Annotated in this window: 18 protein-coding genes; 12 read left to right on the top strand and 6 right to left on the bottom strand. The window is 66.1% G+C overall.

The genetic code is table 11. From position 1 onward, the window contains the following. The first annotated feature begins 32 nt into the window (after positions 1 to 32). Positions 33 to 641: a hypothetical protein gene (locus NDN01_RS10565; protein WP_272627337.1), complete on the top strand. Its 609-nt coding sequence runs from the start codon at positions 33 to 35 to the stop codon at positions 639 to 641. Here the strand turns inward: NDN01_RS10565 and NDN01_RS10570 are convergent. Beyond that, positions 634 to 1,206 (bottom strand): DUF805 domain-containing protein, encoded by a 573-nt coding sequence (locus NDN01_RS10570; RefSeq protein WP_272628162.1) that lies wholly within the window; start codon positions 1,204 to 1,206, stop codon positions 634 to 636. The genes NDN01_RS10565 and NDN01_RS10570 overlap by 8 nt on opposite strands. A 138-nt stretch (positions 1,207 to 1,344) precedes the next feature. Here NDN01_RS10570 and NDN01_RS10575 point away from each other — a divergent pair, with 138 nt between their 5' ends. Together NDN01_RS10575 and NDN01_RS10580 are read left to right on the top strand one after the other, a co-directional pair. Further along, positions 1,345 to 2,334, top strand: a complete 990-nt coding sequence (locus NDN01_RS10575; protein ID WP_272627338.1) for an aspartate carbamoyltransferase catalytic subunit — start codon at positions 1,345 to 1,347, stop codon at positions 2,332 to 2,334. After that, the gene (locus NDN01_RS10580; RefSeq protein ID WP_272627339.1) at positions 2,331 to 3,560 is read left to right on the top strand and encodes a dihydroorotase; all 1,230 of its coding nucleotides are present in this window, start codon (positions 2,331 to 2,333) and stop codon (positions 3,558 to 3,560) included. The genes NDN01_RS10575 and NDN01_RS10580 overlap by 4 nt, the downstream gene beginning before the upstream one ends. Before the next feature lie 524 nt (positions 3,561 to 4,084). Here NDN01_RS10580 and NDN01_RS10585 read toward each other — a convergent pair. From NDN01_RS10585 to NDN01_RS10595, 3 genes are read right to left on the bottom strand one after another with little or no spacing between them, the layout of a single operon-like run. After that, positions 4,085 to 5,464, bottom strand: coding sequence for a tetratricopeptide repeat protein (locus NDN01_RS10585; RefSeq protein WP_272627340.1), 1,380 nt, complete (start codon positions 5,462 to 5,464; stop codon positions 4,085 to 4,087). 19 nt (positions 5,465 to 5,483) lie between these two features. Beyond that, positions 5,484 to 6,236 carry a hypothetical protein gene (locus tag NDN01_RS10590; RefSeq protein ID WP_272627341.1) on the bottom strand — a complete coding sequence of 251 codons (753 nt, stop codon included), beginning with the start codon at positions 6,234 to 6,236 and terminating at the stop codon, positions 5,484 to 5,486. A gap of 4 nt (positions 6,237 to 6,240) precedes the next feature. Continuing rightward, positions 6,241 to 6,957 (bottom strand): ParA family protein, encoded by a 717-nt coding sequence (locus NDN01_RS10595; protein ID WP_272627342.1) that lies wholly within the window; start codon positions 6,955 to 6,957, stop codon positions 6,241 to 6,243. Positions 6,958 to 7,141: 184 nt separating this feature from the next. On the opposite strand from NDN01_RS10595, the gene NDN01_RS10600 reads away from it, so the two are divergent. After that, a complete protein-coding gene (locus NDN01_RS10600) occupies positions 7,142 to 8,191 on the top strand; it encodes an SPOR domain-containing protein (RefSeq protein WP_272627343.1) in 1,050 nt (349 codons plus the stop codon). A gap of 15 nt (positions 8,192 to 8,206) precedes the next feature. On the opposite strand, the gene NDN01_RS10605 is transcribed toward NDN01_RS10600, so the two are convergent. Further along, positions 8,207 to 9,022, bottom strand: a complete 816-nt coding sequence (locus NDN01_RS10605; protein WP_272627344.1) for an AraC family transcriptional regulator — start codon at positions 9,020 to 9,022, stop codon at positions 8,207 to 8,209. Positions 9,023 to 9,204: 182 nt separating this feature from the next. Between NDN01_RS10605 and NDN01_RS10610 the strand changes: the two genes are divergently transcribed. After that, entirely contained in the window at positions 9,205 to 9,903 is a 699-nt protein-coding gene (locus NDN01_RS10610; protein WP_272627345.1) for an O-methyltransferase, read from the top strand. On the opposite strand, the gene serB is transcribed toward NDN01_RS10610, so the two are convergent. Then, the gene (serB, locus tag NDN01_RS10615) at positions 9,900 to 10,778 is read right to left on the bottom strand and encodes a phosphoserine phosphatase SerB (RefSeq protein WP_272627346.1); all 879 of its coding nucleotides are present in this window, start codon (positions 10,776 to 10,778) and stop codon (positions 9,900 to 9,902) included. The genes NDN01_RS10610 and serB overlap by 4 nt on opposite strands. On the opposite strand from serB, the gene miaA reads away from it, so the two are divergent. The 7 genes from miaA (at position 10,777) to leuA (ending at position 18,543) form a co-directional block, all read left to right on the top strand. Next, a complete protein-coding gene (gene miaA / locus NDN01_RS10620) occupies positions 10,777 to 11,721 on the top strand; it encodes a tRNA (adenosine(37)-N6)-dimethylallyltransferase MiaA (RefSeq protein ID WP_443025242.1) in 945 nt (314 codons plus the stop codon). The genes serB and miaA overlap by 2 nt on opposite strands. Positions 11,722 to 11,803: 82 nt before the next feature. Then, on the top strand, positions 11,804 to 13,549 hold the full coding sequence (locus NDN01_RS10625; RefSeq protein WP_272627348.1) for an acetolactate synthase 3 large subunit: 1,746 nt from the start codon (positions 11,804 to 11,806) through the stop codon (positions 13,547 to 13,549). Next, positions 13,549 to 14,064 carry an acetolactate synthase small subunit gene (ilvN, locus tag NDN01_RS10630; RefSeq protein ID WP_272627349.1) on the top strand — a complete coding sequence of 172 codons (516 nt, stop codon included), beginning with the start codon at positions 13,549 to 13,551 and terminating at the stop codon, positions 14,062 to 14,064. Before NDN01_RS10625 ends, ilvN begins: the two co-directional genes overlap by 1 nt. 134 nt (positions 14,065 to 14,198) lie before the next feature. Next, the gene (gene ilvC, locus NDN01_RS10635) at positions 14,199 to 15,218 is read left to right on the top strand and encodes a ketol-acid reductoisomerase (protein ID WP_272627350.1); all 1,020 of its coding nucleotides are present in this window, start codon (positions 14,199 to 14,201) and stop codon (positions 15,216 to 15,218) included. Positions 15,219 to 15,481: 263 nt separating this feature from the next. Further along, a complete protein-coding gene (locus NDN01_RS10640) occupies positions 15,482 to 16,093 on the top strand; it encodes a YceI family protein (protein ID WP_272627351.1) in 612 nt (203 codons plus the stop codon). Beyond that, positions 16,090 to 16,728 carry a TMEM175 family protein gene (locus NDN01_RS10645; RefSeq protein ID WP_272627352.1) on the top strand — a complete coding sequence of 213 codons (639 nt, stop codon included), beginning with the start codon at positions 16,090 to 16,092 and terminating at the stop codon, positions 16,726 to 16,728. Before NDN01_RS10640 ends, NDN01_RS10645 begins: the two co-directional genes overlap by 4 nt. Before the next feature lie 156 nt (positions 16,729 to 16,884). Further along, on the top strand, positions 16,885 to 18,543 hold the full coding sequence (leuA, locus tag NDN01_RS10650) for a 2-isopropylmalate synthase (protein ID WP_272627353.1): 1,659 nt from the start codon (positions 16,885 to 16,887) through the stop codon (positions 18,541 to 18,543). The last annotated feature ends 44 nt before the right edge of the window (positions 18,544 to 18,587 follow it).

Here is an 18,587-nt window from a genome sequence, read left to right on the forward strand (position 1 = left end):
TATCATGCCCGTGGTTGTCGGGGGGCTCCAATATGCAGTCGATCATTATCAGCACGTCACGCAGATCACTTGTTGCAGGCTTGTCGCTGGCCCTGCTCGGCGGCTGCGCCGCCAGCGGGATCGATCGCCCGGCCGGCGCATCGTCGACCGCCAAGTGCGATGTGCAGTCGGTCAACTCCCCTCCGGGCCGGATCTGGTGGAAGGAGCAGCGCTGGCGCTACACCACCGATGCCGATGCCACCGCCGCCTATCAGGCCATCACGACCGGCAACGATGCCTGGCCCAACTGGTTCACCCCGCATGAGCAGGATCTGGCGGTTGGCGTCCGCTTCCAGATGGCGGTGAGCAAGGGCCAGCCGGAAACCAGCCCCGGCGGCTTCGGAACGTTCGACGATGTCGCCAGTGTCCGCGACGTCCGCCGCTATCTCGCGGTCCGCTATGCCTGGAAACCGGAGGTCGACCGCGTCGTCACCTATGAGGTGATCAAGCCGCTCCCGGTGAAGATCGGGCCGATCGGCCCGCAGACCGACCCGCATGGCTGCGCCTGGTTGCCCGGCCGCTGGTCGCAATTGCAGATGCTGGTGCCACCCGCGACCAGGATCGACTATCTCAAGGTGATCGGGGTGCGATCGATCAAATAGCATCTCCGGACTTTCGCGGATCCTCGCCGAAGCGATTCGGCCCCTTGGTGCCATCCAGCACAAGCTGGATCACCAATAACCCGAGCGACGCGAGATACAGCATGTTGTTGATCACCAGCATGCCGAACAGGCTCAGATCGGGCTCTCCCGTGCCATTCCCGAAACTTGCAAAGACGCGCGGCATCATCCCAAGACCGATCATCAGGAAAATCGCCGCCGGCAGACCCCAATATCCGCCCTTGCCCCGGTCATGAAGCCGGCGCGCCACGGCGCTCGCCACCAGGACAAGAGCGACGCCGAAGATCACGGACAGTCCCCTCACCAACCCCGCAAAATCCGGAATCAGTTCCGGATGATTGCCCTCGATCGAGATCGAATAGCTGCCCGGGCCGGAGGTGACCCTTGCCTGATCGGGATGCTCGACGGCAAATTGCCGCATCTTGGCCATGGTGGACGTCATCATCGGCGCCATCGCGGCAAACATCGCCAGCATGCTCAAGCCAATCACCGTTCCGGCATAAACCCAGAATTGCGCCAGCGTGTCGCGCCCGGAAAAGCGCCCCACATTACGCAAGCCGCGCCAGATTATCCTCAAGATTTCCCACATCGTCGCTCCCCCAGCGCCGCTCTATTCTAGGCTTAGCGCCGATCCCGGTCCATCCATCTTGCGCCCCGCCCCTACCCTCGCTACCCGATCCCTTTAATGCCAGCCTCAGATCACCGCCCCGCGACCCTCATTCAGGGCAGCGCCGTTTTTCCGCACCGGCACCTGACCGGAATCGACGGATTGCAGCCCCACGAGATCATGTTCCTGCTCGACGAAGCGGAGCAATGGGTCGAGGCGAACCGAAGCCGGGCGAAAAGCGACAAGCGGCTTGAGGGCCTCACCCAGATCAACGCGTTCTTCGAGAACAGCACGCGCACGCTTCTCTCGTTCGAGATCGCCGGCAAACGCCTGGGTGCCGACGTGGTCAACATGCACGCCGCCCAATCCTCGGTGAAGAAGGGCGAGACGCTGATCGACACCGCGATGACGCTCAACGCGATGCGCGCCGATGTCATCGTCATCCGCCATATGAGCTCGGGCGCGGTGCGGTTGATTGCGGACAAGGTCGATTGCCCGGTGCTCAATGCCGGCGACGGCAGCCACGAACACCCGACCCAGGCGCTGCTCGACGCGCTGACCATCCGCCGCCGCCGAGGGGCGGTCGCGGGCCAGCGAGTCGTCATCTGCGGCGACGTGCTGCATAGCCGGGTCGCCCGTTCCAACATCCTGTCGCTGACGGCGCTCGCCGCCGAGGTGCGGGTCTGCGCCCCCTCGACGCTGATGCCCGCCGCGATCGAGCGGATGGGCGTGATGCCCTTCACTGATTTCGACGCGGCACTCGACGGTGCCGACGTGGTCATGATGCTCCGCCTTCAGACCGAGCGCATGTCGGGCGGCTTCGTCCCCTCGATGCGCGAATATCATATGCGCTACGGCCTGACGCTCGATCGTCTCGCCCGGGCCGGGCCCGATGCGCTGGTCATGCATCCCGGCCCGATGAACCGTGGCGTGGAGATCGATTCGAACGTTGCCGACCATGCCGAGCGATCGGCCATCACGGAGCAGGTCGAGATGGGCGTGGCGGTGCGCATGGCCTGTCTCGACGTGCTGACGCGACGAGCGCGCAAGGTGGAGGGCTGGGCATGATCCGCGCCTTCTCCAACGCTAACCTGGTCGGCGCGCGGGCGGACGGCGCCACGACGCTGGTGATCGATGCCGAGAAGATCGTCTCGACCAACGTCAGCGCGGTACCGGAGGGCGCCGACCTCACCGATTGCGCCACGCTCGGCCGCTCGGTCCTCGTCGCGCCCGCCATCATCGATCTTGGCGTCTTCTCCGTCGACAAGGCGGCGTGCCGCGCCGGCGGCATCGTCAGGGTCGGGTTGATGCCCGATCAGTCGCCGGTGCTCGACGACCCCGGGATCATCCAGCGCGCCGCCGACATGGGCAAGCCGGACATCTGGGTCCATCCGATCGCCGCCGCGACGCGCGGCCTGGCCGGTACTGACCTGGCCGAAATGGCGATAGCCCATGATGCCGGCGCCCGTGCCGTTGCCACCGGCCGTCGCTGGATCGCCGATTCAGGCGTGATGCGCCGCGTGCTCGCCTATGCGCGTGACTGCGACCTCACCGTCATCGCCCATGCCGAGGATGCCGGGCTCGTCGGCTCGGCCGTCGCGACCGAGGGCGAGACCGCGACCCGTCTCGGCCTGCCCTCCGCGCCCGCCACCGCCGAAGCACTGGCGATCGCCCGCGACCTGCTGCTCGCCGAGGAAACCGGCGCCCGCATCCACTTCCGCCAGGTGACGACGTCAGCCGGCTTCGATCTGGTCGGCCGCGCCAAGGCGCGCGGCCTGCCGGTGACCTGCGGCATCACCCCTGCCCATCTGTTCCTGTCCGACAATGCGATGAGCGATTTCCGCACCTTCGCGCATCTTTCCCCCGCGCTCCGCAGCGAAAGCGACCGTCAGGCGGCGCTCGCGGCGGTCGCTGACGGCACGATCGACATCCTCTGCTCGGGCCATGATCCGCGCGGGCCAGAGGAAAAGCGCCTGCCCTTCGCCGATTCCTCCGCGGGCATGGCCGGCGCCGAGACCCTGCTCGCGCTGTCGCTTGGGCTGGTCCGCGATCAGGTGATCGGGATCGACCGGCTGTTCGCCTTGCTCGCCGCCAATCCGGCGAAGATCCTGGGGCTGGATTCAGGCACGCTGACACCGGGCGCGCCCGCCGACTTCATGCTGCTCGACTGGGAAGCGCCGTGGCAGATCGATACTGATCGCATGGTCGCGAAGGCCGGCAACACGCCGTTCGACAAGCTGCCGGTGCAAGGCAAGGTGCTTCGCCTGTTCAAGGGCGGCAGTGAACTGCGCTAGCGCTCAAGACTGCGGATAGTGTTTCGAAACGGGCCCGTCGGCAGTGCAAGATAATGATTCGCGTGGAGGGCGCGGAGGACGCCAAGAAGAAGGTCCGCCAGCAGCTCGGCGGTTTGCGATGGCAAGGGCGCCCCGCAAACGGGGAACTCATCGGCGCAGGCTGATAGAGATCGAAAACGAACTCTTTGTTCTCTGCGCCCTCCGCGCGAACAATTCTCTTTGCTTCAACCGTACCAATAACGTGAATGTCGATCCGGCCCAGCTTCAGCCGTCATGCCGGACTGGTTCCGGCATCCACTGTCCCGCACGCTCCTCGCCACCCGGTTTGTGGAGCAGTGCCGCCTGGGACAGGTTCGGGGCGACAACTGCATTCAATATGTTCTTATGAGCCCGTTCAAGCCGGATAGCGAAGCCGTGTCGCGGCACAACCAGGACACTCTGGATGCAAAGAACGGCGGAAACCAAAAGGCCCCGCCGTTCAGGTCTGGCAATGAAGGACGAGCATCGCCCGCCCGTCTTCGCAATCAGCGCGAGGCCATCTGCCGGCCGGCGGGATGTGCCCATAGCGCGACCTGATCGCCGGCATGGGCGCGGACGAAGCAATTGCCGCCCTTGGCCTTGTAGCTGCGGCACAGCGCATCTGCCTCGCCGCGGGCGAAACCGCCGACCGAAAGGCGATAGAAAGTGCCCGCCTTCGACGTGATGCTCATGCCCGAAGGCGTCTGCGCGGCGAAGCTCGCATTGCTGCGCGTGACTCGGGTCCAGGCATTCTTGGCCACCGCCGCATTCTCGAATGCGCCGAGCTGGACGAAGAAGCTGCCCTTGGCCGGGGTGCGCGGCGCGGCCGTCGCGCTCGCCACGCGGACCGGGGCTGAAACCTCGGACGCCGGAGCCGGACGCGACACGGGCTCCCTGGCGCTGGCCGGGAGGTGCTGCACGACTTCCTCGCGCGGGCCGAAGACCACGCTGGCAAAGGCAGGCGCCGGTGTCGAGGCAACCTCGACCGGCGCCGGGGCAGGCGTTGCGCCCGCATCGGGCACCGGCGCGGCGGCGGGAACGGGCGTTCCCATCTCCTGTGCTACCTTGGCGGCATTCTCGGCCTGGCCGGGCATGAACGCATCGACCGGCGCAAGGGCGGCGAGCCCGACGCCCGACGTGGCGTTCAGCGCAAGCGCGGTCGGCTGGCCCGGATCGCGCACCGGCGTGACGCCGAGCAGTGAGGCGACCTGATCATAGGCTGATTTCGGGCGGGCAAAGGTCGCCCATTGAGTCATCCGCTGATCGACCTCGGCCGGCGCCAGATCGACAGCAGCCATCATCCTGGCATCCTGCCAGCGGCCGGCAAGCGCGAGGCTGAGTGCGAAATTCTGCCGGGTCTTGGCGTCGGCCCCTGGGGTACGCACCGCTGCATTCAGCATCTCGACCGCGCCGGCGGGGTCGCCCGCCAGTGCCATGGCCAACCCGCGGTCGCTGACCGGAATGATGTCCTTGTGCGTATCGAGCGTCTGGCGCGCGCCGCTCCAGTCGCCCGTGGCGATCTGGGTCAAGGCGAGGTTGAGCGGCAATTTGCCGTTGCTGGCATCGAGCGTCATCGCATCGGCAAAGGCCTGACGCGCTGAATCGAAACGACCGGCACGGAGATAGCTGTTGGCCAGCAGCACGCGGAAGCTCGTTACCTGCGGGCGGAGGCCCACCGCGGCTTCGGCATGGGCCACTGCCTGCTCGGGCCTCCCGCTGGCGAGCGCCGCCTGCGCCTTGCCGGCTTCGGCAGCTGCCTTGCGCTCGGCGCGCGATTCGTCGCGCGCGCTGGCAAAGGCTATGCCGCCATGCGAAGTGATGCCGGCCAGTGCGCCGCACGCCACCAGCGCGCCGAGCCCAAGAGTGACGATCGCCCGGGTCTTCATCGGAATTCCCCTGTTCAAATCAACGTGTCGCGCGCGGCGGCAGCTGGCGGACCAGCTCTTCCACCTCGGGCAGAGAGTGCAGGAAGCTGTCGAGCGCCTGAGTCACCAGGACCTGGGCCGAACAATTGTGCAGCGCGCTCGCAAGGCGGAGGCGCAGATGGCGCTCCTGGTCGAGGCGCAGCGTGAAGGCGGCCTTGCCTTGCTTGGCCAACGTCTCGCGCCCGATACGCGCGGCGGTCGCCGACGAAATGGGGGCTGGCGACATGGCGGCTGGCGAGACGGGAGCCGGCGAAGCAGGAGCCGGCGCAACCGGCGCAGGCTTCGCGGTCCGGACGGCGAGCACCGACATTGGCTCGGGTTGGGGCTCTGGCTGGGGCTCGACCTCGGCGGCGGGTTCTGGCTCGGGCTCCATTGCCTCATATGCGGGTTCGGGCTCGTAGCTGTCCTCCGGCTCATCGGCCGGCTCGTACTCGTAGGAAGGCTCAAGCTCGATCGCGCGCCTCACGACCGGCAGCGGCGCCTCGAACTCCTCCTGCAGCGCCTCGCGCTGGCGCAGAACGGGCGGCACGGCGGCCGGCGGCGCATAGGCCGGCTCGGCGCCATGGCCGTCCGGATGCCCCATATCGTTCCAGCCGAGATCGTCCTGCGCGCCGGGGATGGCGCCGAAGCCACCGAACCCCTGTGGCCGCATGGCCGGACGAGCCTGCCCCTTGCGGGCGAGCAGCGTCGACGAGAGCGAAGCGAGCGGCTTGGGCTGTCCGAACGTCGTCATCGGATCACCCCACCACACGGCGGCCGAAGCCGCCTGCTGCCGGACGCTGCGCGGCATAGCCGTGCGCGGCCGTTGGCGCCGCGAACACGGTGCGGCGGAAATTCTTCTCGAGACGGTCGGAGATATAAGTCCAGAGTGCCTGGATCTCCTGGCTCGACCGGCCATTGCCGTCGACTTCCATCACCGTGCGGCCGTCGATCATTGAGGCGGCGAAATCGGTGCGGTGATGGACGGTGATCGGGGCGACGGTGCCGTGCTGCGACAGCGCGACGGCGGCTTCGGAGGTGATTTTTGCCTTGGGCGTGGCGCCGTTGACGACGAACAGCAACGGCTTGCCGGCGCGTTCGCAGAGGTCGACGGTGGCGCCGACGGCGCGCAGGTCGTGCGGTGACGGGCGGGTCGGGATGACGATCAGTTCGGCGACGGCGATCACGCTCTGGATCGCCATGGTGATGGCGGGCGGCGTATCGATCATCGCCAGGCGGAAGCCCTGCTGGCGCAGCACCTCCAGGTCGGCGGCGAGCCGGGCGACCGTGGTCTGGGCGAAGGCGGGATATTCGCTGTGCCGTTCGTTCCACCAGTCGGACAGCGACCCTTGGGGGTCGATATCGATCAGCACGACCGGGCCGGCCCCGGCCAATTGAGCCTGGACGGCCAGATGCCCTGACAAGGTCGTCTTGCCCGATCCGCCTTTTTGCGATGCCATCGCGAGAACGCGCATGTGCCCCTTCAACTCCCGCTATTCGAGGAGGTTGAATGCCATGCGAGACGTCAAGAAGCGGTTAACGAGCCTTCCGGACGGCCGGGTCAGTCCCCGGTCGACACAATGTCCCTAACGGAATCTTTGCCAAATACCGGATAGAGGGCATTATCACCCCTGTAGCGTAGCGGGGATTGGAGACATCATGCGCAAGGCGTACCTGCCGGCGGCTCTTGGCCTTGCCGGCGTCATTATTACGGTGGCGTCACCTGCCTTTGCCGACGTCAAGGCGGGCGTCGATGCCTGGAGCCGGGGCGAGTATCGCAAGGCAGTCGACGAATGGCGCCCCGCCGCGATCGCGGGAGACGCTGACGCACAGTTCAACCTCGCCCAGGCCTATAAGCTCGGCCGCGGCGTGCCCGTCGACATGGCGATGGCGGAAAGCTGGTATCGCAAGGCGGCGCTGCAGGGCCAGGTCGAGGCAGAGGCCAATTACGGGCTGATCCTCTTCCAGAACGGCAAGCGCACCGACGCGCTCCCCTGGCTCGAGAAATCGGTCGCCCGCGGCGAACCGCGCGCGCAGCTTGTGCTCGGCACCATGCTCTACAATGGCGATGGCGTCGCGCGCGACTGGCCGCGCGCTTATGCCCTGCTCGTCCGCTCGGCCGCGCAGGGCCAGCCCCGCGCGTCGGAGGTCCAGGCGCAGATGGATCAATATATCCCGGCCGCCGATCGTCAGAAGGGACTTGCGCTCGCCCGCCAGTATGAAGCCGAGGCGCAGCGCCCGGTCCTGCCGCCGGAGATCACCGGCCAGGGCAGCCAGGTCGCGATGCGCGGCACCGATCTGCCGCCCTCTTCCTACGACCAGCATCGCGGTGCACAGCCGAACGTCGACGCGCCGCAGCCGTTCGCACCGCCGCCACCGGTCGTCGCCCATGTCCCGACGCGGCGTCCGCCGCCACAGCAACAGGCCGTCGCCACCACGGCGCCACAGCCGGGCCGCAGCGGGCCGCCCGTCTCCGGTCGCGGCTGGCGCATCCAGTTCGGCGCGTTCCGCGACGAAGGCAATGCGACAGCCTTGTGGGGCAAGCTCAAAGGTCAGGTCGGCGCGCTGGCCAGCCTCCAGCCGTTCCTGGTGCGCACAGGCACCCTGACCAAGCTTCAGGCGGGGCCACTGGCCTCCTCGGCGGACGCTGCGCGGGTCTGTACGGCAGTGAGGCCGACCAGGACGCCCTGCGTGCCGGTCGCGCCCTGAGGTGCGGCGCGCCTTTCATTCGCCCGGGATGCTCTCCCCGCGCACTCTCGACATGTAACGGCCGGGCGACGTGCCGAGCGCCTTGCGGAACATCGTGACGAAGCTGCCGGCGCTTTCGTAGCCGAGATCGGCCGCCACCTGTTTGATCGGGGCACCCTTTGCCAGCGCCTGCAGCGCAAGCAATATCGCCATTTGCTGGCGCCAGCGGCCAAAGCTCATGCCGGTCTCGCGCGCCAGGAGCCGGGCCAGCGTCCGTTCGCTGAGCCCCACCCGCCTGGCCCAGATCTCCGCCGTGCCGCGATCGGACGGGGCGGCCATCATCATCTCAACGATCCGGCGCAGCCGCTGGTCGGCCGGCATCGGAAGATGCAGTCGCTCGACGGGAGCCGCCGCGATCTCGTCGATCAACAGCGTTGCCAGATGCGATTCCCGGCCACCTTCCGGATACAGGGCCGGGAAACGGGCCGCGCATACCAGAAGCTCCCGCAGCAGCGGTGTTACGGCAACCGTGCAGCAACCCGTGGGCAGGCCAACCGCCAGTGCCGGATCGATGAAGGCGTTATACCCTTCGATCGTCCCCGAAAACTTGATTGAGTGCATCGCGCCACCGGGTATCCAGACAGCGCATTGCGGCGGGACGATCCAGAGCCCGCCATCGGCCTCGCAGGTGAGAACGCCCCGCAGCGTCAGCAGCAACTGCGCCTTGCCGTGCCGGTGACGGGCCAGTTCCACGCCCGTCGTGACCATCGACACGCCGAACGCCACCAGCGGGCGGGGGATATCGTCGGGGTCGAGCATGTCGTCCGGATAGGCCATGATATCGTTCAGCATTGGCATCGTTGCCTGGCCTCGCGCGCCCGGATGATTGGCAGGATATCCGAATAGTTTGTCACATTTGCGCGATGCAGCCAATCGCGCGAGCGCCTAGGTGCGAACGCGCGGGCCGCCCGAAGCCGTTCGGCGTCCGCTCATCTGGCGGGAGATTCGAATTGGATATTTTGAGCACAGGACGCGTGGCCGCCGTTCTTCAACGGCTCTTCGCCGAGGCCGAACAGGCCGACCGCCCCCTGATCGAATCCTTCATGAACGGCGATACGTCGCCCGATCAGATGATCGCTGACGTCATCGCGGCGGAGAAATGGGATCTTCGCGAACTCTATCGCGAGCAGGCCGGCAACTTCCTCAACATATCATCCGACTTCGGCCGGTTTCTCTATATGTGCGCCCGGGCGTGCGATGCGGCGCTGATCGTCGAATTCGGCACCTCGATGGGCGTTTCGGCCATCCATCTGGCCGCGGCGCTGCACGACATGGGGCGTGGAAAGCTCATTGGAACCGAGCTCGAACCCGGCAAGGCGATCCGGGCGCGGGCGCATCTCGAAGAAGCCGGCCTTGCCGGGTTTGTCGACATCCGCGTGGGCGACGCCCGGGAGACGCTCCGGGATATCGCGGGCGATATCGACCTTGTGCTGCTCGATGGCGCGTTCAGCCTGTATCTCGACGTGCTCAAGGTGCTCGAACCCCGCTTCAGGCCGGGCACGCTCATCATCGCCGAGAACGCCTTCGAGGAAGCCGACGGGTATCTGCACTATGTCCGCGATCCAGCGAACGGCTATCTGTCGCAGTCGATCCCCGTGAACGAGGGACGCGGCAATGAATTCACCGTCGTCACCAGATCCCCCGCCGGGCAGCCGCGTCCGACCACTGCCTAGGAAACCCAGTCCTTCCGACTGATTCCCTGCGCGTAGAGGAGCGCGGTCAGGTCGTTGTGATCGATCCGGGCAGCCGCAGCCGCGGCGACGATCGGCTTGGCGTGATAGGCGACGCCCAGCCCCGCCCGCCTGATCATGGCGAGATCGTTGGCGCCGTCGCCCACCGCCAGCGTCGCCTCGGGCGGCAGGCCAAGGTCGGCGGCTGCTTCAAGCAGGGTACGCTCCTTGGTATCGGATCCCACGATCGGCTTGGCGACCAGCCCGGACAGGGCCCCGTCCGCGATTTCCAGCCGGTTAGCGATCGCACGGTCGAATCCGATGATCTCCGCGACCGGCTCGGCGAAGCGGGTGAAGCCGCCCGACACGAGGATGCTCGTCGCGCCGCGTGCCTTCATCGTTCGGATCAGCGCCACCGCGCCTGGCATGATCGTCACCCGCTCGGCGAGGCATTGGGCGATAACGCCTTCGTCCAGCCCCTTGAGCAGCGCCACGCGCGCATCGAGCGCTGATTCGAAATCGAGCTCGCCGCGCATCGCCGCCTCGGTGACGGCGGCGATCTGCGGCTTGATCCCGGCATAGTCGGCCAGTTCGTCGATGCATTCGACGGTGATCATGGTCGAATCCATGTCGGCGACCAGCAACCGCTTCACGCGGCCGTCGGCGCGCTGCACCACCACGTCGGTACCCTGAAACACGCCTTCGAGTGCGGCCCGCGCCGCCTCCGGCTCAAGGCCGAACATGATGTCGGCGGCATATCCCTCGTCAAGCCACGCATGCGCAGCCGGCAGGCATCCCGCTTCGTCGAGCAGGTCCCGGGCGGACGAAATATCGCCCCCGCTAAGCTTTCCCGCTGCTATCAGCGTCGCGATGAACATGACGTCTCCCTCGCCGCATAACTTGCCGCGCGTGGCGCTCATTGCAGGGCCGACCGCCAGCGGCAAGTCCGCGCTCGCCATGGCGATCGCACAAAAGCATCGCGGGGTGGTGATCAACGCCGATTCAGCGCAGGTCTATGCCGATCTGCGCGTGCTGTCGGCGCGACCGAGCCCCGAGGACGAAGCCCGTGTGCCGCACCGCCTGTTCGGCCATGTCGACGGCGCCGACATCTATTCCGCCGCACGCTGGGCGGCCGAGGCGAAAGTGGAGATCGAGCGGGCGCACGAGGCGGGTCTGCTCCCGATACTGGCCGGTGGCACGGGGCTGTACATGCGCACCCTGCTCGACGGCATCGCGCCCGTACCCCCGATCGATCCGGCGATCCGCGAGGAAGTGCGCGCCCTGCCCGTCGCCACCGCCTATGCGATGCTCGGCGCGCTCGATCCTCCGGCCGCCGCCCGCCTCGCCCCCGCCGACACCACCCGCGTCGCCCGCGCGCTCGAGGTCGTTCGCTCCACAGGCAGGCCGCTCGCGACATGGCAGCAGGCAAAGACCGGCGGGATCGGCCATGAGATCGATCTGATGGCGACGGTGCTGATTCCCGACCGCGACTGGCTGCTCGCGCGGTGCGACGCGCGGCTTGAGGCGATGTTCGCCGGCGGCGGGATCGAGGAAGCCCGCGCCGTGCTCGCCCGAAGCGACATCCTCCCCACCGCGCCCGTCCGTCTCGCGATCGGCGTGCCGGAGATCGGGGCGCTGCTCGCGGGCACCCGGACACTGCCTGAAGCGCTGGCCGCGGCGCAATTGGCGACCCGCCAATATGCCAAACGACAATTTACGTGGTTTCGGAACCAGCCTCCCGCTATGTGGCACCGCGACATGGCGACAGAAACATGCGCGCTACTGGTCAATTTTGAAACTAGATTCCCTCAAGGCGCTTGACGAACAAATTATCGATCACTAACGACGCCCTTCGTGAAGCAATATTGCGTCACATCAAGGTCGCAAAGCTAGGAAAGAAGCAATGACCGAGAAAAGCGGAGCCGATATCCTGGTCGAGGCGCTGTGCGATCTCGGCGTGGAAGTCGTGTTCGGCTACCCGGGCGGTGCCGTCCTGCCGATCTATGACGCGCTGTTCCGCAGCAAGCGGATCAAGCACATCCTGGTTCGCCACGAACAGGCGGCAACTCATGCCGCGGAAGGCTATGCCCGCTCCACCGGTAAGCCCGGCGTCGTGCTGGTCACTTCGGGCCCGGGCGCGACCAATGCTGTCACCGGCATCACCGATGCGCTGATGGATTCGATCCCGATGATCGTCATCACCGGTCAGGTCCCGACCGCGCTGATCGGCACCGATGCGTTCCAGGAGGCCGACACGGTCGGCATCACGCGCCACTGCTCGAAGCACAATTATCTGGTGAAGGACCCGGCACGGCTCGGCGACATCATCCATGAGGCGTTCCACATCGCCACCTCGGGCCGCCCGGGGCCGGTCGTCGTCGACATCCCCAAGGACGTGCAGGTCGCCAGTGCCCGCTACGTCAAGCCGGGTCCGATCAAGCACAAGACCTATCGCCCGCAGGTGAAGGCCGACCAGTCGCTGATCGAGCAGGCGGTCGACATGCTCGCCGCGGCGGAGCGGCCGATCCTCTATACCGGCGGCGGCATCATCAATGCCGGCCCCGCCGCAAGCCAGTTGCTGCGCGAGCTGGCGCGGATCACCGGCGCGCCGGTCACCTCGACCTTGATGGGCCTTGGCGCCTTCCCTGCCACCTCCGACCAGTGGCTCGGCATGCTCGGCATGCACGGCACCTACGAAGCCAATTGGGCGATGAACCAGGCCGACCTGATCCTCTGCCTCGGCGCGCGCTTCGACGATCGCGTCACGGGTCGCCTCGACGCGTTCAGCCCGAACAGTCGCAAGGTGCATGTTGATATCGACCGCTCGTCGGTGAACAAGAATGTCCGGGTCGACCTCCCCATCATCGCCGATGTCGGCCATGCGCTCGAGGACATGGTCCGCGTCTACAAGGCGCGGCGCCATCCCAAGCCCGATCTGTCCGACTGGTGGCGCCGCATCGCCGGCTGGCGCGCGGTCAAGAGCCTCGACTTCGCGGAGAGCGCGACCGAGATCATGCCGCAGCGCGCGATCAGGGCGCTGTGGGAGGCAACTCAGAAGAAGTCGCCGATCATCACCACCGAGGTTGGCCAGCATCAGATGTGGGCCGCGCAGCATTTCGATTTCGAGGCGCCCAACAAATGGCTCACCTCGGGCGGCCTCGGCACCATGGGCTATGGCCTGCCCGCCGCGATCGGGGCGCAGCTCGGCAATCCCAATTCGCTGGTCATCGACATCGCCGGCGAAGCCTCGATCCAGATGAACATCCAGGAGCTTGGCACGGCCACGCAATACCGGCTGCCGGTCAAGGTGTTCATCCTCAACAACCAGTATATGGGCATGGTCCGCCAGTGGCAGGAACTGACCTATTCGTCGCGTTACGCGGAGAGCTACAGCGATTCCCTGCCCGACTTCGTAAAGCTGGCCGAAGCCTATGGCTGGAAGGGTATCCGCATCGAGCATCCCGACCAGCTCGACGCCGGCATCGCCGAGATGCTCGCCCATGACGGGCCGGTGATCGTCGACTGCATGGTGGCGAAGCTCGCCAACTGCTTCCCGATGATCCCCTCGGGCGCCGCCCATACCGACATGATCCTCCAGGCCGCCGAAGTCTCGGGCGAGATGGACGACGAGGCGAAGGCGCTGGTCTGATGCACATCAAGGAAGAAACCGCGAAGCGTCACACGCTGGCGATCATGGTCGACAACGAGCCTGGCATTCTCGCCCGGATCGCCGGCCTGTTCACCGCGCGCGGCTATAATATCGAGAGCCTGACCGTGTCCGACGTGACCTCGGACAAGGCGGTCAGCCGGATCACCATCGTCACCTCGGCGTCGGATCATGTAATGGAGCAGATCCTCGCCCAGCTCGACCGGCTGATCCCGGTACATTCGGTGACCGATCTCACCGCGCTCGGTCCGCATGTCGAACGCGAGCTCGCACTGGTGAAGGTCCGCGGCACCGGCGATCACCGGATCGAGGCGCTCCGCCTCGCCGATGTCTATCGCGCCCGCGTGGTCGATGCGACCACGTCGAGCTTCGTGTTCGAAGTGACCGGCGGGCCGGAAAAGATCGACACTTTCATCACGCTGATGCGCGAGGTCGGGCTGATCGAAGTCGCCCGTACCGGCATCGTCGCCATCGCCCGGGGGAAAGAGGCGGCGTAAACCCACCAATGTTTCGTCACCCCGGACTTGTTCCGGGGTCCATCCACCCACAAGCGACGCCATCACGTGTTGCATGATGGATACCGGAACAAGTCCGGCATGACGGCGGATTTTTGAATAAGGGAGCACTATCAATGCGTGTCTATTATGATCGCGATGCCGATCTGAACCTGATAACGAACAAAAAGATCGCGATCGTCGGCTATGGCAGCCAGGGTCACGCCCATGCGCAGAACCTGCGGGATTCGGGCGTGAAGGAAGTCGCGATCGCGCTCCGCCCCGGTTCCGCCACCGCGAAGAAGGCGGAAGACGCCGGCTTCAAGGTGATGACCAACGCCGAGGCGGCCGCCTGGGCCGACATCACCATGATCCTCGCGCCCGACGAGCATCAGGCGGCGATCTATGCCGACGATCTCCACCCCAATCTGAAGCAGGGCGCTGCGATCGCCTTCGCCCATGGCCTCAACGTGCATTTCGCGCTGATCGAGCCGCGCGCCGATCTCGACGTGATCATGATCGCGCCCAAGGGCCCCGGCCACACCGTGCGCTCCGAATATGTCCGCGGCGGCGGCGTGCCCTGCCTGATCGCGATCGACCAGGACAGGAGCGGCAACGCGCACGACATCGCGCTTGCCTACGCCTCAGGCGTCGGCGGCGGCCGTTCCGGCATCATCGAAACCAATTTCCGCGAGGAATGCGAGACCGACCTGTTCGGCGAGCAGGCAGTGCTGTGCGGTGGCCTGACCCATCTGATCCAGGCCGGGTTCGAGACCCTGGTCGAGGCTGGCTACGCCCCGGAAATGGCCTATTTCGAGTGCCTGCACGAGGTGAAGCTGATCGTCGACCTGATGTATGAAGGCGGCATCGCCAACATGCGCTATTCGATCTCCAACACCGCCGAATATGGCGACATCACCACCGGCCCGCGCATCATCACCGCCGAGACCAAGGCAGAGATGAAGCGAGTGCTCGCCGACATCCAGGGCGGTCGCTTCGTGAAGAACTTCGTGCTCGACAACCGCGCTGGCCAGCCGGAGCTGAAGGCAGCCCGCAAGGCGGCGGCCGCCCACCCGATCGAGAAGGTCGGTACGGAGCTGCGCGCGATGATGCCGTGGATCGGCGCGAACAAGCTGGTGGACAAGGAAAAGAACTGATCGCGCTACGCGCTTTACCGCCCGTTCGTGCCGAGTAGCGACCGGGTAGGCGAAGCCGTATCGAGGGCGCGTATCGAGGTACAGGCGAAGCGCAAGCCCCCTGCCCCTCGATACGCCATCTCGACAAGCTAGCTAGGGACGAACGGATGTTGGGCGAGCCGCGTCAAGGGCACGCACTGCCAACGGATCGTTTCCGCTTCGGCGCTTGCATTCATGGGGGCCCGCGTCATCTTGGCGCGGCCCTTCCCCTGTCGGAGACCCCCATGCGTATTGCCCTGATCGCCGTGCTCGCTCTCGCTGCGACGCCGCTCCTTGCCCAGACCCCGGGTGGCCAGCCCGGCGCCCCAGATCCGACCCGTGTCGTCGCCGGGACCTATGCGGTCGATTCCGGCCACACCCAGGTGTTGTTCACGGTCAACCATCTCGGTTTCACTGAATATACCGGCCAGTTCACCCAGCCGACCGGAAGCCTGACGCTGGATCCCGCCAATCCGGCCAGGAACAAGGTCGAGGTCACGTTCGCGATCGACAAGGTCTCCACCACCGTCGCCGGCCTGGATACCCATCTCAAGGCGCCCGACTTCTTCGACGCGGCGAAATTCCCCGAGGCGAAGTTCGTTTCAACCGGCGTGACGGTGAACGGCACGACCGCAACGATCGTCGGCAACCTGACGGTGCACGGCGTGACCAAGCCGGTGACGCTGAACGCTCGCTTCGTCGGCGCCGGCAACGGCCCCATGGGCGCCAAGAAGCTGAATGTCGGCTTTGCCGCGACGACCAGCATCAAGCGCAGCGATTTCGGGATTTCCTTCGGAATCCCGATGGTCTCCGACAAGGTCGATCTGGTCATCAACGCCGGCTTCGTCGCTCAATGAGCGATACGGCGCCGTCCGAGGGCGAGGAGGGCCGGCCGGGCATCGGCCGGATCGAGGCCTTCTCGGACGGTGTCGTCGCCATCATCGTGACGATCATGGTGCTTGAGCTCCATCCGCCCATTTCCGAGGGGATGGACAAGCTCTGGACGCTGTGGCCGGTGTTCCTCGCCTATGTGCTCAGCTACGCCTATGTCGCGATCTACTGGGTCAATCATCACCGGCTCTTCACGCACGCGACGCGTGTCACCAACGGCCTGATCTGGTCGAACATGCTGTTACTGTTCGCGCTGTCACTGGTGCCCTTTTCAACCTCCTATCTCGGCGAGCATCACTTCAACCTTTCCTCCACATTGCTCTATCTGGCGACGATGCTGTTGCCGTCAGGTGCCTATATGTGGCTCCAGGCGACGATCCGCCGCACCGGCAAACAGGGTCCGGCAGCACAGACCTATTACCGGCAATATGCCCGCAAGGGCCTCGTCGCGGGGCTGCTCTATCTCCTGGGCATCCCCCTCTCCTTCCTCTCGCCCTGGCTCGGCATCGCCTGCGCGGCGCTGGTCGCCCTCCTCTGGTTCCTGCCCGACGGCCCGTTCGACCGGTTGTTCGACGGACGGGCTGGACATCGGGCGCCGTGACACGGTAACGGGTGTCGCAATGACGCAGGCCATCCGCCTTCCGCTGCTTCGACTTACGCGCCCTTAGGCGCGACCTTCGACGTGCGCCTCGGGCGCGCGCGACCCGCCTAAGGGCCTCTTCGACCCAAAGACCCCCGCGAGCCGCGAGAACGAACCATGCTGCGTGACCCTTCGACCAAATACCGCCCCTTTCCCCAGATCGACCTGCCCAACCGGGAATGGCCGTCGCGAACCATCGTCCAGCCGCCGCGCTGGCTCTCCACCGATCTGCGCGACGGCAACCAGGCGCTGATCGATCCGATGGACGGCGAGAAGAAGACCCGCTTCTTCGACCTGATCTGCAAGGTCGGCATCAAGGAGATCGAGGTCGGCTTTCCCAGTGCCGGCGCGACCGAGTTCGATTTCATCTCCGGCCTGGTCAAGACCGGCCGCATTCCGGATGACGTGACGATTCAGGTCCTCACCCAGTCGCGCCGCGACCTGATCGAGACCAGCTTCGAATCCTTGCGCGGCGCGCCGAAGGCGATCGTCCATCTCTACAATGCGGTCAGCCCGGCCTGGCGCAAGATCGTGTTCGGCATGAGCCGCGACGAGGTCCGCCAGATCGCGGTCGACGGCGCGAAGATCCTGCGCGATTGCGCCGCCGCGCAGCCCGACACGGACTGGCATTTCGAATATTCGCCGGAAACCTTCTCGACGGCCGAACTCGATTTCTCGGTCGAGGTCTGCGAGGCGGTGATGGACGTGCTGCGCCCTAACCCGGATCATCCGCTGATCCTGAACCTGCCGGCAACGGTCGAGTGCGCCACGCCGAACATCTATGCCGACCAGATCGAATGGTTCGGCAAGAATATCCGCAACCGCGACAGCATCGTCATCAGCCTTCACCCGCACAATGACCGGGGCACCGGCGTCGCCGCGGCGGAACTCGGCCTGATGGCCGGCGCCGACCGCGTCGAGGGCTGCCTGCTCGGCAATGGCGAGCGCACCGGCAATTGCGACCTGGTGACGGTCGCGCTCAACATGTACACGCAAGGGATTGATCCGAAGCTGGATTTCTCGGACATCGACGAGATCATCAACACCGTCACCTATTGCAACCAGCTCCCCGTCCACCCACGCCACCCCTATGCCGGCGAACTGGTCTTCACCGCTTTTTCGGGAAGCCATCAGGACGCGATCAAGAAGGGCTTTGCCGCCCAGTCAGCGCGCAACGACGATTTCTGGGAAGTCCCCTACCTCCCGATCGACCCTGCGGATCTCGGCCGCAGCTATGAGGCGGTGATCCGGGTCAACTCGCAATCCGGCAAGGGCGGCGTCGCCTGGGTGATCGAGCAGGACAAGGGCCTGAAGCTGCCCAAGCGCCTCCAGGCCGATCTCAGCCGTCACGTTCAGGCAATGGCGGACGAAACAAGCCGCGAGCTCAACGCCGATGATATCTGGAACGCCTTCCAGAAGGCCTATCTCGCCAAGCCGGACGACCGCTTCACGTTGCTCGACTATCATGAGAGCGGCGCCGCGGGTGACCGCCTGTTCGTCGGCCGCGTCGCGATCGGCGGCGAGGAACGCTCGATCTCGGGGCGCGGCAACGGCCTGATCTCGGGCATCATCGCCGCGCTCGGCGATACGACTGGGCCTCAGCTCGATGTTGTCGACTACAGCGAGCACGCCATCGGCCACGGCGCCGACGCGCAGGCCGCGGCCTATGTCGAATGCCGCACGGCGGATGGCCGCACGGTCTTCGGCGTCGGCATCGATGCTGACATCGCGACAGCGTCGGTCAGGGCGGTCCTCAGCGCGGCGAACGCGGTCTAGCCTGCCCCGGTGCGCCATTGCGCCCCGTGAAACGCCACCATAGG

Source organism: Sphingomonas sp. QA11 (genome assembly GCF_028473665.1).
Classification (GTDB): Bacteria; Pseudomonadota; Alphaproteobacteria; order Sphingomonadales; family Sphingomonadaceae; genus Sphingomonas; species Sphingomonas phytovorans.